The sequence below is a fragment of the Phenylobacterium sp. genome (genome assembly GCF_016793225.1).
Taxonomy (GTDB): Bacteria; Pseudomonadota; Alphaproteobacteria; order Caulobacterales; family Caulobacteraceae; genus Phenylobacterium.
Genome location: NZ_JAEUMN010000022.1, coordinates 100,055 through 113,449 on the forward strand (window position 1 = coordinate 100,055; position 13,395 = coordinate 113,449).

The following is a 13,395-nucleotide window of genomic DNA, read 5'->3' on the forward strand; positions in this document are numbered from 1 at the left end:
CCCGAAAGCGCGAGCGCCGCGAGGCGCAGGGTCTCAGGTGGTCCGCTCGACCTTCGGGGACAGGCGCGGCCGGGAATAGGCCTGACGCGTGATGCGGATCGACTCCGGCATGAAGAGGCCGAACGTGGGCCGGTAGTCGTAGGCCACCTCGGCCACCACCACGCTCTCGTTCGCCGCGAGGTAGCCGTTCGGGATTCCCGGATTGCCGGACCCGAGCCAGCCGCGGTTCTGGACCCAGTCGGTCGAGACGGTCCCCGAGCCGTTCGCGCTCACGCTTGCGACGCGCTGCTGCAGGCTCGTGGTCGGGAACGGATGGATCATGGAGGTCGAGGCGGTGAGGATGTCGTCCACCTGCGAGATGGTGACGACCCGGCTCTGGGCCGTGATGTCGGCCATGGTCGCGGCGATGTGCGAAACCTGCCGCTGGGCGATGTAGGCCTGCAGCCCCTCGCCGGCGGCGATGATCAGGACAAACAGCATCGGGAAGATCAGGGCGAACTCGATGGCCGCCGCGCCGCGGCGATCCTGGAGGCCGCGCACCAGCGTCCCGGCCGCGTCGCGGCGGACGCCGGGCCGTGCAACGGGAAGACGGGTCATTCGTAGGGCTCGTTCTTGAAGGCCGCGCGCGAGGCGATCGTCACCTCGAACGGACCGGAGCGATCGAAGGCGGTGGCGAGGAACGGCGTCATCAGCGGCCAGCGGTAGTTGGCCTTGATCAGGACGATGTCGCCCGGCCCGCCGGGGTCGAACTGGCCGGCCGGCTGGGCGGCGGACACCTGGTTGGCGTCGTAGAACTTCGGGAACTTCTGCACGCTGATCGTCAGCCGGCTCATGCACGAGCTCGAGTCGCCGCCCAGCTTGGTGCAGATCTGGCTTTTGAAGTCGTTCGCGGACGAGGCCATGTCGTCCCGCCCCGTCCGGATCCGGCGGGCGGTGTCGATGACCGCGTTGTCGAGGCCGGACGACATCATGCCCAGCATCCCGATCTCGATGAGCGACAGAAGCGCAAAGAAGAGGATCGGCGCCACGAAGGCGAACTCGATCGCCGTGGCGCCGCGCTCGTCGCGGGAGAAAGCAGAAGCGGGCGACAACCTCGGCATGTCCGGGAGGCTGCCACGTCGAGGCAAACGGCCGGTTACATCTCTAGGAAAACGGCGCTTAACCCTGGCCGATACATGGTGAATCGAAATTAAGACTTAGAGCTAAGGCGAAATTACCCAACCGGCGGCTATCGAACGGGCCCTGCTTCCATTCGCGGACACCTGCGATGACCCAGTCGATCCCTTCCCGCCTGCGCCGTTACGTCCTCGACCGCGGCGGCAACGTCGCGATGGTGGCGGCGCTCTCCATGGGACCCATCTGCATCGCCGGCCTGGGGGCCGTCGATCTCGCCCGCGGCACCAGCGCCAAGAGCCAGTTGCAGGACGCCCTGGATTCCGCCGCCCTGGCCGCCGCGCGGTCCAACGCGACGACCGACTCCGAGCTGCAGCTCATCGGGGACCGCTACCTCAACCAGAACCTGAAGCTCGGAAGCGACTTCGACCTGGCCCAGTCCACGTTCCGCTTCGGAGAGAACGGGCGCATCGTCGCCAGCGCCCGCCTGGCCGTGACCCCGTTCATCGCCGGCATGCTGTCCGACGGCGTGATGCATGTGGGGGCCTCCACCGAGGTGGTGCGCGCCGAGATGAAGGTCGAGATCGCGCTCGTCCTCGACAACACCGGGTCCATGAACGAGGGCAGCAAGCTCTCCGACCTCAAGAACGCCGCCAAGGACTTCGTCGACAAGATGGAGGAGCTTGCCGAGAAGTCGAGCGAGCCGGACGCCGTGCGCATCTCGCTGGTGCCGTTCTCGAACACGGTGCGCCTGGACTCGACGGCCCACCGCTACTCCACCTGGATCGACCAGAACGGCGCCTCGCCGATCAACAACGAGATCTTCACGACCTCGAGCGGGACCCAGTTCGCCAACCGCTTCACGCTGTTCTCGCAGCTGGGCACCAGCTGGCGGGGCTGTGTCGAGATGCGCAAGGCCCCGTACGACGTCCAGGACACGCCGCCCGACGTCGGCAACCCCGTCACCCTCTACACCCCCTTCTTCGCGGTGGACGAGCCGGACTCGAAGACCTCGGGTTACGGGGACGACTATCGGAACGACTACGTGCCCGACAACACCAGCAGTTCGAACTGGCGCGTTCGCCAGGGGATGGTGAACAAGTACACGGGCAGCCGTAAGGGCAGCATGACGACCGACTTCGGTCCGAACCGCGGCTGCGGGCTGAGCCGGCTCAAGCGCCTGACGACCGACTACAGTAGCCTGCGCTCGGCGATCAACAGCCTCAACGCCGACGGCAACACCAACATCCCGATCGGCTTGGCCTGGGGCTGGAACACCGTGGCGCCGGGCGCACCCTTCGCCGACGGCACCGCCTACAACACGCCGAACTACAAGAAGATCATCATCCTGATGACCGACGGCGAAAACACCATGGATCAGCGCGACACGCCGAACGACGGCTCGTACGCCGGCACGGCCTACATCTGGCAGGGGCGCGTGCTGAAGGCCAACGGCCAGCCGCTGCAGCAGGGCGCCTCGAGCGCCGACCGCACCGCCGCCCTGGATTCCCGCCTCGCGCTCCTGTGCAGCAACATCAAGGCCAAGGGCATCGAGCTCTACACCGTTCGCGTCGAGGTCGAGACCGGCGACTCGAGCCTGCTGCGCAACTGCGCCACGGCCAACGACTACTACTACAACGTCGAGGACTCCTCGAACCTCACGCCCGTCTTCCAGAGCATCGCCGGGCAGATCGCCGCCCTGCACCTGTCCCGCTAGGGCGCGTTCCTTCCCCGGAGCGCCGGCGACGGCGGCGGGGCGGCGGTCTCCAGCCCGCCGCCCCGCTTGCTTGCGGGGTCAGACCGGCTTCAGCGGCCTGTAGGGGTCCTCGGGCGGCTCGATCGCGATCGGGTCGCCGGCCCTCACCTCCCCGCCGGCCAGCACGACGGCCATCACGCCGGCCTTGCGGACCATGTCTCCCGCGGGCGTCCGGCCGACGCAGGCGGCCATCAGTCCGGGCTGCAGGCCGTCGAGCTGGAGGCAGGGATTGCGCAGGCCGGTCACCTCGACGACCGCCGCATCGCCCAGCCGCAGCCGGGCGCCCTGGGACAGGCCGAGCAGGTCCACGCCGCGGGTCGTGATGTTCTCGCCCATCAGGCCCGCCGTGACATGGAAGCCCAGGGCCGCGAGCTCGTCGTGCAGTTCCGCGTGGATCAGATGGACCTGCCGGAGGTTCGGCTGGTTCGGGTTCGCCCGAACGCGGCTGCGGTGCTTCACCGTCGCCCCGTAGTGCGCGTCGCCCTCGACGCCGAGCCCTGCGACCAGACGGATCATCAGCTGGTTGGGCTTGTCCACCCCGTGCGCGCGCTTGCGGCTCACCGCGATGACTCGGGCGTCGTTCGTCACCGGGCCGATCTAGACCTTCGCCGTCCGGCCCGCTAGGGCCCGTCCTCCGGGGCGAGCGAGAGCGGGGCGGCCACCTCCTCCAGCGACTTGCCCTCCGCGGCCACGCCCAGCCAGAGCTCCACCGCCGCCGCCAGCAGCATCAGGCCGCCGCCCAGCAGGTAGCCCAGGAAGATCTGCCCGCGCTCGCCGGTGTCGATGAGGGCTCCGAAGACGGCCGGCCCGGCCACGCCGCCCAGCAGTGTTCCGACCGCGTAGAAGAGCGAGATGGTGATGGCGCGCGTCTCCAGCGGGAAGAGCTCGCCCACGGTCAGGTAGGCGGCGCTGGCCCCGGCCGAGGCGAAGAAGAAGATGACCATCCAGGCCGCGGTCTGGGTCTGCGCCGTCAGCCAGCCCTGCGCGAACATCCAGCCCGTGCCGCACAGGAGGACGCCCGCCAGGCCGTAGGTCAGCGCGATCATCGGCCGCCGCCCCCAGGTGTCGAACAGCGGCCCCAGCAGCAGCGGCCCCAGCACGTTGCCCAGCGCGAACGGCAGGATGAACCACCCCACCGCCTCGGCCGGGATGTCGTAGAAGCGTGTCAGGATAAGCGCGTAGGTGAAGAAGATCGCGTTGTAGCAGAACGCCTGCGTGGCCATGAGCACGAGGCCCAGAGCGGTCCGCCGGGGATGGCGCCGCAGCAGCGTCCCCGCGATCTCGCGCCAGCTGGTCCGCGTCCGGCGGGCGAGCCGGATGGACGGCAGTCCGGTCTGGGGCCCCTGCCCGGCCCGCTGCTCGATCGCGCTCACCACCGCCTCCGCCGCCTCGGGCCTGCCGTGCGTGATCAGCCAGCGGGGGCTCTCCGGGATGAACCGGCGGATGAACACGATCACCAGCGCCAGCAGCCCGCCGATGATGAAGGCCAGACGCCAGCCCAGCCCCGGCTCGATGACGTCGGGGTCCAGCACCACCAGCGAGATCACGCCGCCGATCGCCGCCCCGATCCAGAAGCTGCCGTTGATCGCCAGGGCGACCCGTCCCCGGTGACGGGCGGGGATCAGCTCGTCGATCGCCGAATTGATCGCGCCGTACTCCCCGCCGATCCCGGCCCCGGTCAGGAACCGGAAGAGCAGGAAGGACCAGAGGTCCCAGGAGAACCCGGTCAGGATCGTCGCGCCGAGATAGACCCCGACCGTGATCGTGAAGAGCCTTCGCCGGCCGAAGCGGTCCGTCAGCCGGCCGAACACGACCGCGCCCAGCACCGCGCCCAGGATGTAGGCGCTGCCGGCGAGCCCGATCTCGGCCGCGCTGAGCTTCAGGCTGTCGGAGATGGCCGGCGACAGCGAGCCCACGATGGTCACCTCGAGCCCGTCGAGGATCCAGGTGACGCCCAGGGCGGTCACCACCAGCCAGTGGAATCGGCCGAACGGCAGCCGGTCGAGACGCGCCGGCACGTCGGTTGTGAACGTCATGCGATGGGCAACGCGCAGCGGCCGAGCTTGGGTCCCGCGGCGCCGGCGGTGTATGCCCGGCGCATGACGTCGTCCGAGATCCTGGTGGACGCCCGCGGCCATCGCTGCCCGGTGCCAACCCTGCGCCTGCGCCGCGCCCTGGAGGGCGCCGCGGCCGGGGCCCGCGTTCGCCTGCTGGCCGACGATCCGCTGGCCCGCATCGACGTGCCCCACTTCGCCGGGCAGGCGGGCGTCGAGCTCCTCGACGTCAGCGACGAGCAGGGCGCTCTGAGCTTCATCCTGCGCAAGCCCTTGACCTCCCCCTAGGTCAGGGTCCGACGCTGGCCCGACGCGTCGGGAGGGCGCCCGATGTCCCTGGTGATCGACTGCGACTCGCACGTCATGGAGCCGGCCGACCTTTGGCTCCGCTACCTCGAACCCCGCTTCCGCGACCGCGCCATCCGCATCGAGGAGCGCGACGGTTCAGAGCATCTCATCATCGGCGAAAAGGTGGTCCTGTCGGATCGGCTGGCGGGCCTGGGCGGCGCGCACATCCCGCGCGAGGAGCTGTTCGCCGGCAAGCACCGCTACGCGGACGGCTGCCTGCCTTCCAGCTACGATCCCGCGGCCCGGCTCCGGATGCTGGACGAGTGGGGCGTCGACCGCTGCGTCCTCTTCCCCACCATCGGGATCCTGCCGTTTCCCACCGACGACCTCGACCTCGCGAACGCCTACTGCCGCGCCTACAACACGTGGCAGGCCGAGTTCCACCAGGACGCCGGATCGCGCGTGGTGCCCATGGCCCTGCTGAACTGGCGCGATGTGGACGCCGCGGCGGCCGAGCTGAAGCGCTGCCTCAACCTCGGATTCGGCGGCGTCTTCGTGCCGCCGGAGACCGTTTCGGCCCACCGGCCGGGCCAGGCCCACTTCGACCCGATCTGGCGGCTGTGCGCGGAGGCGGGCGTGCCCGGCTGCCTGCACGTGATCGTCCGCTTCGAGGGCGCCGCCCGCCCCTTCGCCGACTGGCTGGCCACCATGCCGGGCCCCACCTTCGGCTTCGGGCTCGGCGCCACGGGGCAGCTGATCCCCGCGATCGCCTCCATGGTCCTGGACGGCCTCTTCGACCGGTTCCCGGCGCTCAAGGTGGTCTGCGTGGAGGCCGGCTGCGGGTTCGCCGCCTACCTGATGGACCGGCTCGACGAGAAGCACCAGTTCTTCCGCGCCGCCTCGACCCTGCGGCACAAGCCCAGCGACTACCTGCGGCGCAACGTCTGGTTCGTGGCCGAGCCCGAGGAGCGCACCATCGGCGCGATGCTGGAGCTGGTGGGCGAGGACCGGATCCTCTGGGGCAGCGACTTCCCCCACGTGGACTCCCGAATGGACGCCGCCGACCTCATCCGGGACGGCGTCCGTGGGCTGACGCCCGCGCGCCAGGCCGCCGTCCTCGGCGGCAACGCCGCGGCGATCTGGAAGGCTTGAAGCCTACTCGCGCAGGTGGCCCAGCTCGGAGGCCAGCGACAGCCGTTGCCGGTGCAGCGCGAGCTCGACCTCCGTGGCCAGGGCGCCGCCGAAGAAGATCGCGTTCACGTTCCAGCTCAGCCAGATCAGGAAGATGACCACGGTGGCGATCGAGCCGTACGTGGCGCCCAGCGCCGCGATCTGCTCCACGTAGATCCCCAGCCCCCACGACGCGAAGATGCAGAGCGCCGAGGCGACGCCGCCGCCCAGGAGCGAGGCGCGCCAGTCCACGGGATCGCGCGACATCGCCCACCGGTAGATCAGCGCCATGCCCAGCGCCATGCCCGCGCTGGCCCAGGTCCACTCGCTGTAGAGCCAGAGGACGCCGCGGAGCGGCCGCAGGTCGAAGCTCTCGCCCAGGATCCGGAACACGAAGAACGCCGCCGACAGCAGTCCCAGCGCTCCCAGGGCCGCGAAGAGGACGGCGAGCGCCAGCAGGTTGAAGCTGAGGAAGCCGCGCGGCCTGTGCTCGTCATGGATAAAGGAAAGGCCCGCCAGAAGGGCCTTGAACCCGCGGTGGCTGGCGTAGCCCCCGATGATCAGGGCGATCATGCTCTGGGTGGAGATGTTCTCGATCGGCGCGGTGGACAGCCGGATGAGCTCGCTCTGCAGGATCATCCGCGCCGCGTCCGGCATCACCCGCGACAGGGCCTCGCCCTGCGCGGCGACCTGGCTCGGATCGGACAGCAGGCTGTAGAGGCCCATCACGATGGCGATGGCCGGGAAGATCGCCAGCATGACGAAGAACGAGACGCCGCCCGTGTACAGCATCACGTCCCGGCCCCAGAGGCGCGAGAGCGCCTTGCCGAGCACGACGAGGGCCACCCGCGCGATGTGGACCGGGTCCCAGTCCCGCGCGCGGAAGCGGCGGATCATCTCGATGGGGGTCATTCGGCGCGGCGTGGCTCGACTCGGGGGCCCCGGCAAGCGGGAGCCCAATGATAACGGCGCGCCACCTGGGTTAGTAGGTGGCGCGCCGCCGATGGGCGTGTCGTTCCATCCGGACCGTCCGCCGCTTCGAGGGACGGGAGAGCGCGACGACCGATCCGGACGTCAATCTGCGGCCGGCTCGCTGAACCCGACCTGAACGGCGCCTTCAGCTAACGCTCGGGTCGATCCGCCGGCCCGCTCTCACGCCAGGGCGGCGATCTCCGCGTCCGAGAAGCCCCAGTCCTTCAGGGCGTCCTGGTTGTTCGCGCCGATGGCCGGCGGCGGGCCCTGGATCTTGCCGGGCGTGGCCGAGAAGCGCGGCGCGGGCGCCGGCTGCACCACGCCGGCCACTTCGACGAAGGTCTCGCGCGCAACGTTGTGCGGGTGCTTCGGCGCTTCGTCGAGGTCGAGCACCGGGCCGAAGCAGACGTCGGTCGCGCCCATGATCTCGCTCCATTCGTCGCGGGTCTTGGTCTTGATGACGTTGGCCAGCTTCTCGCGCAGGTCGGGCCACATCGAGCGGTCCATCTGCTTCTGGAAGTCCGGGTCGTTGATGCCCGTCTTCTCGAGCAGCAGCGCGTAGAACTGCGGCTCGATGGAGCCGATCGAGATCCACTTGCCGTCGCTGCACTGGTAGGTGTCGTAGAAGTGCGCCCCGCCATCCAGCAGGTTCTGGCGGCGCTCTTCCTTCCAGCCGCCCGCGGCCTTCATGCCGTAGAACATGGCCATGAGGCTGGCGGCGCCGTCGCTCATGGCCACGTCGACCACCTGGCCCTTGCCGGTCTCGCGCGCCTGGATGACGCCCGCCAGCAGCCCGAACGCGAGGTAGAGCGCGCCGCCCCCGAAGTCGCCGACGAGGTTCAGCGGCGGCACCGGCTTGTCCTTGGTGCCGATGGCGTGCAGCGCGCCCGTGATGGCGATGTAGTTCATGTCGTGTCCGGCGGCCTGGCTGTAGGGCCCGGTCTGGCCCCAGCCGGTCATGCGGCCGTAGACGATCTTGGGGTTGCGCTTCAGCACCACGTCCGGGCCCAGGCCCAGGCGTTCCATGACGCCCGGCCGGAAGCCTTCGAAGAGAACGTCAGCCTGGGCGATGAGCTTCAGGCAGGCCTCGATGGCGTCGGGCGACTTCAGGTCCAGCGCCACCGAGCGGCGCCCGCGGCCGGTGACGTCGGTGGGCGAACCGCGGCCCGGGCCCTTGCGGTCGATCCGCACCACGTCGGCCCCGAGGTCCGACAGCAGCATCCCGCAGAACGGCCCCGGCCCGATGCCGGCGAATTCCACGATCTTGAGGCCGGTGAGCGGACCCTGGCGCATGCGCTGTCTCCCTGTGGTTTTGCGGCGATCTAAGCCCGTTGCCGCTCGGTCAGCCAACTGCCTCGCGACCTAGCCGCCGCCGGGCAGAGACTGGCCGTCGTCGATGGTGATCACCGAACCCGTGATCGCGCTGGCCGCCGGCCCGACCAGCATCAGGAACGCGGCGTCCAGGTCGGTCGCGTCCATGAGCCGTCGCCGCGGGAAGCCCTTGAGCTGCTTCTGGCCGCCCTCGGTCGGCCACCAGAAGTCGTTGATGCCGGTCTCGATGTAGCCGGGGCACAGGGCGTTCACGGCCAGGCCCTTGCGCGCCCACTCCCGCGCCATCGACCGCGTGAGCATCGCCACGGCCGCCTTCGAGCCGCAGTAGGCGGAGAGCCCCGGCAGGACCGTGTGGCTGGCGATGGACGCGATGTTCAGGATCCGGCCCTCGACGCCGGCGGCGATCATGCGCCGCGCCGCCTCCCGGGCCGCGAAGAACATGCCGCGCACGTTGACCGCGAACGTCTGGTCGAACGCCTCGATCGAGATGTCGAGCGCCAGCCCCTCCCCGCCGACCCCGGCGTTGTTCACCAGGATGCCGATCGGGCCCAGCTCCTCGGTGATCCGGTCGAGCGCCGGGGCGATCGTCTCGGCCTCTGCGACGTCGAGCGGCAGGGCAAGGACCCGCGCGCCCTCGGCCCGCAGCTCCGCCGCCAGCGCCTCGATGCGTTCGACCCGCCGCGCCGTCACCGCGACGGCGGCCCCAGACCGGGCGAGGATCCGCGCGAAGTGCTCGCCAAGCCCGCCGCTGGCGCCGGTCACCACGGCCACCTGGCCGGTCAGATCCACACTCATGTCCCCTCCACGTGCGACAACTAACCCTTCTGCAACCTGCGATCGGGTATGCGACGAACCTTCCGGCCTTGCGATTCCGTACTTATGACGGAACCGGGCAGTGTTTGGACGGGGATATGACGGCAGGGGTCCAGGCGCGAGTGCTGATCGTCGCACGCGACGACGCCGAGGCCGGCGCGCTCGCCGAGGGCCTCGACCGGCTCGGCTGGCGCACGATTACGGCGCGGACCGAGGCCGCCGCCTGCATCGCTCTCTCCGACCTGCAGATCCAGGCCGCGATCGTCGATCTCGCGAGCTTCGACGGCGACGTCGACACCGTGGCGGGCCGCCTGCGCGAGGCCTGTGCGCCGCGCCGGCTGCCGGTCCTGGCCATGGGCGCGCTGGACCCGTTCCAGAAGGACCGCGGCTTCGACCTGACGCTGGCCGCCCCCCTCCACCCGGCCCAGGCCGCCATGCGGCTCGAGACCCTAGTCCGCACCGCCGTGGCCGAGGAGGAGTACGAGGTCCGGACCGAGACCTTCTCCGAACGGGGGCACGCGCTCGACGCGCCCGACGACGACCCCGCGCCGTATCGGATCCTGGCGATCGGCGAGCCCGCGCCGCAGTTCCTGGCGCTCTCGAACGCCCTCCAGCGCAACGGCGCCGAGGTGGTGGGTGCGTTCACGGCCTTCACCGCTTTCGACTACCTGCACGAGCGGCCGTTCGACGCCGTGGTGCTCTGGGCCGACGACAATCCGCACGAGGCGCTGTCGATCGCCGCCGGCCTGCGCCGGAACACCCGCCTCTACCACACGCCCGCGCTGCTCTACATGCGGGCCAACAGCGCCGTGACGGCGTCCGAGGCCTATCACCGCGGCATCTCCGACGTGGCGTCTCCCGATACGCCCGAGAACGAGACGGCGCTGCGCGTGGTGGAACTGGCCCGCGCCTACCGTCGACAGAAGGCGATCCGGGGCGCGCTGGAGCAGGCGCGCAGCTCGGGGCTCATGGACGCTGCGACGGGACTCTTCACCCGCGACCTCTTCGCCGCCCACGTCATGCGCCTGGCCAAGAGCGCCAAGGCCCGGAACCGTCCGCTGTCGGTCTGCATGCTGAAGGTGGCGGAGAAGCCTGACCTGAAGGCGCCGCGCGCCGGCGGCTGGGTGGCGCGCGCCGTCCCCCAGATCGGCTCGATGATCGGCCGCCTGGTGCGGGTTGAGGACACGGCCGCCCGCCTCGCGCCCGAGGTGTTCGCCCTGGCCCTGCCGGCTACGCCGCTCCACAACGCCCGTGCGGCCGGCGAGCGGATCGCCGCCGTGATCGGATGCACCGCCTTCGAGGCCGGCCAGGGCGCCACGCCCTTCGTCGTCGAGTTCGACCTCGGGGTCGCCGAGGTCGCCTCCCCGGACGCCGTCGGCCACGCGCTCGAGCAGGCCGCCGCCATGGCGCACGCGCTCAAGGCCGGCTGAGGCGCCCTACCGCCCCGTCCCGCGCGGCGGCGACGGCCGCATCGCCTCGAACGCGCGGCTGCGCTCGCCGAGCAGATCGCTGCAGCGCTTGATCTCCTCGTTGTACTCGTCGGGACGCATCAGCATCACCTCGCGCCGCACGGCGTCGCGAAGGCTGAAGCCGGGATCGCGGCCCTCGATCCGCCCCGAGTAGAAGAAGACCCCGAACATTCCCCACTGCTTGTAGGCCTCGTTCCGCGCCATCACGCTCATGCCGATGACGCACCGGACGTCAGCCCGGTTGGCGGCGCGGATGTCGTCATCCGCCGCCAGCACCGGCCCCGCCATGGCCCAGGCGGCCACCGCCGCGCCCAAGAGTGTCCGCATCCAATCCTCCCCGTTTCCGGGAGGATGCGCCGAGGCCGCGCGTCCGCCAACCGGCGTTACTTGGCCGGCGGCTTGGCGGCGGCGCCCATGGATTGGGCGAGCTTCTGGTCCAGGGTCTGGAACTGCGTCTGGTTGGCCATGAGTTCGTCTGCGCAGCGCTTGAACTCGGCCTGCGCCAGGGCGGCGCTGTTGATGGCGCGCCCCTCGGCGGTCATCACGGGCTCCAGCCGCGACACCGGACCCCGCGCGGCGAGCCGGCCCATGAAGTAGTGCGCCCCGCGGGCAGCCTGGTCCCGCACCTTCTCGTCCCGCGCGGCGAAGCGCAGCACCAGCAGGCAGCGTACGTCCGACTTGTCGGTCGCCGCATCCGCCGCCGCGGGTGCGGCCGGAGCCGCAGCCGCCATCGCCAGCAGGGCGATCAGCGCCGCCTTCACGCCGCCAGCCTCGCCAGCTCGGCCAGGACCTTCTCCGCGGCGTCGAGCCGCTGCTTCGGAGTTTCCCACTCGCCCTTCACCACCACCTTGTTGTCGGGACGCAGCCGCCAGGCGACGGCGTTCTTCGCGATGAACGTCACGAGGCTGCCTGGGTTCTTGAAGTCGTCGTTGCGGAAGCTGACGACGGCGCCCTTCGGACCCACGTCGATCTTCGCCACATTGGCCTCCCGGCAGAGCCCCTTGATCGCGACCACCTTGAGAAGCTGGTCGGCCTCGGGCGGCAGCGGCCCGAACCGGTCGATCAGCTCGGCCGCCAGCGCTTCGCGATCCTGCGCCTTCTCGGCGTCGGAAATGCGGCGGTAGAGGGCCAGGCGCACGTTCAGGTCGGGCACGTACTCATCCGGGATCAGCACCGCCGCGCCGGTGTTGATCTGCGGCGACCAGCCGCGATCCACGACCAGGTCCTCGGCCCCGGCCCGCGCCTTGATCTCGTTGACCGCGTCCTCGAGCATCTGCTGGTAGAGCTCGACGCCGATCTCGCGGATGTGCCCGCTCTGCTCTTCGCCCAGCAGGTTGCCGCCGCCGCGGATGTCGAGGTCGTGGCTGGCCAGCTGGAAGCCCGCGCCCAGGCTGTCCAGCGACTGCAGCACCTTCAGGCGCTTCTCGGCCGACAGCGTGATCTGCTTCTCGGCCGGCGTGGTGAGGTAGGCATAGGCCCGCGCCTTGGAGCGGCCCACGCGGCCACGGAGCTGGTACATCTGCGCGAGACCGAACATGTCGGCCCGGTGGATGACCATGGTGTTGGCGGTCGGGATGTCGAGGCCGCTCTCCACGATCGTGGTCGACAGCAGCACGTCGTATTGCCCGTCGTAGAAGGCGCTCATCACCTCCTCGAGCTGCGTCGGCGCCATCTGTCCATGGCCCACCACGAACTTCACTTCCGGGACCTGCTCGCGCAGGAACCGCTCCAGTTCGGGCAGGTCCGAGATGCGCGGCGCCACGAAATAGGCCTGGCCGCCGCGGTACTTCTCGCGCAGCAGCGCCTCGCGCACCACGACGGGATCCCATGGCGTGATGTAGGTCCGCACCGCCAGGCGGTCGACCGGCGGCGTGGCGATGATCGACATCTCCCGGATGCCCGACAGCGACATCTGCAGGGTCCGCGGGATCGGCGTCGCGGTCAGCGTCAGCATGTGCACGTCGGCGCGAAGCTCCTTGAGCTTCTCCTTGTGCTTGACCCCGAAGTGCTGCTCCTCGTCGACGATCACGAGGCCCAGGTTCCTGAAGCTCACCTGCTTCGAGAGCACCGCGTGCGTGCCGACGACGATCTCGACCTCGCCGTTCGCCAGGCCTTCGCGGGTCTCCGCGGCCTCCTTCGCAGCCACGAGGCGCGACAGGCGACGCACCCGCACCGGCCAGCCCTCGAAGCGCTCGGAGAAGGTCTTGTAGTGCTGGCGCGCCAGCAGAGTGGTCGGCGCCACCACGGCCACCTGCTGCCCGCTCATCGCCACCACGAAGGCGGCCCGCAGCGCCACCTCGGTCTTGCCGAAGCCGACGTCGCCGCAGATCAGCCGGTCCATGGGCTTGCCGCCGCCCAGGTCCTCGAGCACGTCGCCGATCGCCGCCAGCTGGTCGTCTGTCTCCTCGTAGGGGAAGCGGGCGCAGAA

14 protein-coding genes are annotated in these 13,395 nt (G+C 70.2%); 4 read left to right on the forward strand and 10 right to left on the reverse strand.

Annotation, left to right across the window (positions count from 1 at the left end; all coding sequences use genetic code 11):
• Positions 1–33 precede the first annotated feature (33 nt).
• Both JNK30_RS02590 and JNK30_RS02595 read right to left on the reverse strand, forming a co-directional pair.
• Positions 34–597, reverse strand: a complete 564-nt coding sequence (locus JNK30_RS02590; protein WP_293479867.1) for a TadE/TadG family type IV pilus assembly protein — start codon at positions 595–597, stop codon at positions 34–36.
• Positions 594–1,091, reverse strand: coding sequence for a TadE/TadG family type IV pilus assembly protein (locus tag JNK30_RS02595; protein WP_293479869.1), 498 nt, complete (start codon positions 1,089–1,091; stop codon positions 594–596). The genes JNK30_RS02590 and JNK30_RS02595 overlap by 4 nt, the downstream gene beginning before the upstream one ends.
• A 176-nt stretch (positions 1,092–1,267) precedes the next feature.
• On the opposite strand from JNK30_RS02595, the gene JNK30_RS02600 reads away from it, so the two are divergent.
• A complete protein-coding gene (locus JNK30_RS02600; RefSeq protein ID WP_293479871.1) occupies positions 1,268–2,830 on the forward strand; it encodes a vWA domain-containing protein in 1,563 nt (520 codons plus the stop codon).
• 78 nt (positions 2,831–2,908) lie between these two features.
• On the opposite strand, the gene JNK30_RS02605 is transcribed toward JNK30_RS02600, so the two are convergent.
• Both JNK30_RS02605 and JNK30_RS02610 read right to left on the reverse strand, forming a co-directional pair.
• Positions 2,909–3,457 (reverse strand): MOSC domain-containing protein, encoded by a 549-nt coding sequence (locus tag JNK30_RS02605; RefSeq protein ID WP_293479873.1) that lies wholly within the window; start codon positions 3,455–3,457, stop codon positions 2,909–2,911.
• A gap of 32 nt (positions 3,458–3,489) precedes the next feature.
• Entirely contained in the window at positions 3,490–4,905 is a 1,416-nt protein-coding gene (locus JNK30_RS02610) for an MFS transporter (RefSeq protein WP_293479874.1), read from the reverse strand.
• 63 nt (positions 4,906–4,968) lie between these two features.
• Between JNK30_RS02610 and JNK30_RS02615 the strand changes: the two genes are divergently transcribed.
• Both JNK30_RS02615 and JNK30_RS02620 read left to right on the forward strand, forming a co-directional pair.
• The gene (locus JNK30_RS02615) at positions 4,969–5,211 is read left to right on the forward strand and encodes a sulfurtransferase TusA family protein (protein ID WP_293479875.1); all 243 of its coding nucleotides are present in this window, start codon (positions 4,969–4,971) and stop codon (positions 5,209–5,211) included.
• A gap of 42 nt (positions 5,212–5,253) precedes the next feature.
• The gene (locus JNK30_RS02620) at positions 5,254–6,363 is read left to right on the forward strand and encodes an amidohydrolase family protein (protein WP_293479877.1); all 1,110 of its coding nucleotides are present in this window, start codon (positions 5,254–5,256) and stop codon (positions 6,361–6,363) included.
• 3 nt (positions 6,364–6,366) lie between these two features.
• Here the strand turns inward: JNK30_RS02620 and JNK30_RS02625 are convergent, their stop codons facing one another.
• From JNK30_RS02625 to JNK30_RS02635, 3 genes are all read right to left on the reverse strand, one after another.
• Complete coding sequence (locus JNK30_RS02625; protein WP_293479878.1) at positions 6,367–7,293, reverse strand: YihY/virulence factor BrkB family protein; 927 nt, start codon at positions 7,291–7,293, stop codon at positions 6,367–6,369.
• A gap of 240 nt (positions 7,294–7,533) precedes the next feature.
• Positions 7,534–8,646, reverse strand: a complete 1,113-nt coding sequence (locus JNK30_RS02630; RefSeq protein ID WP_293479880.1) for a CaiB/BaiF CoA-transferase family protein — start codon at positions 8,644–8,646, stop codon at positions 7,534–7,536.
• Positions 8,647–8,715: 69 nt separating this feature from the next.
• Positions 8,716–9,480 (reverse strand): SDR family NAD(P)-dependent oxidoreductase, encoded by a 765-nt coding sequence (locus tag JNK30_RS02635; protein ID WP_293479882.1) that lies wholly within the window; start codon positions 9,478–9,480, stop codon positions 8,716–8,718.
• 116 nt (positions 9,481–9,596) lie between these two features.
• Between JNK30_RS02635 and JNK30_RS02640 the strand changes: the two genes are divergently transcribed.
• The gene (locus JNK30_RS02640) at positions 9,597–10,928 is read left to right on the forward strand and encodes a diguanylate cyclase (protein ID WP_293479884.1); all 1,332 of its coding nucleotides are present in this window, start codon (positions 9,597–9,599) and stop codon (positions 10,926–10,928) included.
• 6 nt (positions 10,929–10,934) lie between these two features.
• Here JNK30_RS02640 and JNK30_RS02645 read toward each other — a convergent pair whose 3' ends face one another.
• The 3 genes from JNK30_RS02645 to JNK30_RS02655 form a co-directional block, all read right to left on the reverse strand.
• Positions 10,935–11,294 (reverse strand): hypothetical protein, encoded by a 360-nt coding sequence (locus JNK30_RS02645; RefSeq protein WP_293479886.1) that lies wholly within the window; start codon positions 11,292–11,294, stop codon positions 10,935–10,937.
• Between the two features lie 56 nt (positions 11,295–11,350).
• Positions 11,351–11,728 (reverse strand): hypothetical protein, encoded by a 378-nt coding sequence (locus JNK30_RS02650; RefSeq protein WP_293479888.1) that lies wholly within the window; start codon positions 11,726–11,728, stop codon positions 11,351–11,353.
• A partial coding sequence (locus JNK30_RS02655; RefSeq protein ID WP_293479890.1) for a TRCF domain-containing protein occupies positions 11,725–13,395 on the reverse strand: 1,671 nt, incomplete at its 5' end. The genes JNK30_RS02650 and JNK30_RS02655, both read right to left, overlap by 4 nt.

Coding starts and splice junctions, on each gene's coding strand:
- JNK30_RS02635 (WP_293479882.1), bottom strand. CDS start 9,480: ATGAGTGTGGATCTGACCGGCCAGGTGGCCGTGGTGACCGGCGCCAGC.
- JNK30_RS02590 (WP_293479867.1), bottom strand. CDS start 597: ATGACCCGTCTTCCCGTTGCACGGCCCGGCGTCCGCCGCGACGCGGCC.
- JNK30_RS02610 (WP_293479874.1), bottom strand. CDS start 4,905: ATGACGTTCACAACCGACGTGCCGGCGCGTCTCGACCGGCTGCCGTTC.
- JNK30_RS02645 (WP_293479886.1), bottom strand. CDS start 11,294: ATGCGGACACTCTTGGGCGCGGCGGTGGCCGCCTGGGCCATGGCGGGG.
- JNK30_RS02630 (WP_293479880.1), bottom strand. CDS start 8,646: ATGCGCCAGGGTCCGCTCACCGGCCTCAAGATCGTGGAATTCGCCGGC.
- JNK30_RS02640 (WP_293479884.1), top strand. CDS start 9,597: ATGACGGCAGGGGTCCAGGCGCGAGTGCTGATCGTCGCACGCGACGAC.
- JNK30_RS02625 (WP_293479878.1), bottom strand. CDS start 7,293: ATGACCCCCATCGAGATGATCCGCCGCTTCCGCGCGCGGGACTGGGAC.
- JNK30_RS02620 (WP_293479877.1), top strand. CDS start 5,254: ATGTCCCTGGTGATCGACTGCGACTCGCACGTCATGGAGCCGGCCGAC.
- JNK30_RS02600 (WP_293479871.1), top strand. CDS start 1,268: ATGACCCAGTCGATCCCTTCCCGCCTGCGCCGTTACGTCCTCGACCGC.
- JNK30_RS02615 (WP_293479875.1), top strand. CDS start 4,969: ATGACGTCGTCCGAGATCCTGGTGGACGCCCGCGGCCATCGCTGCCCG.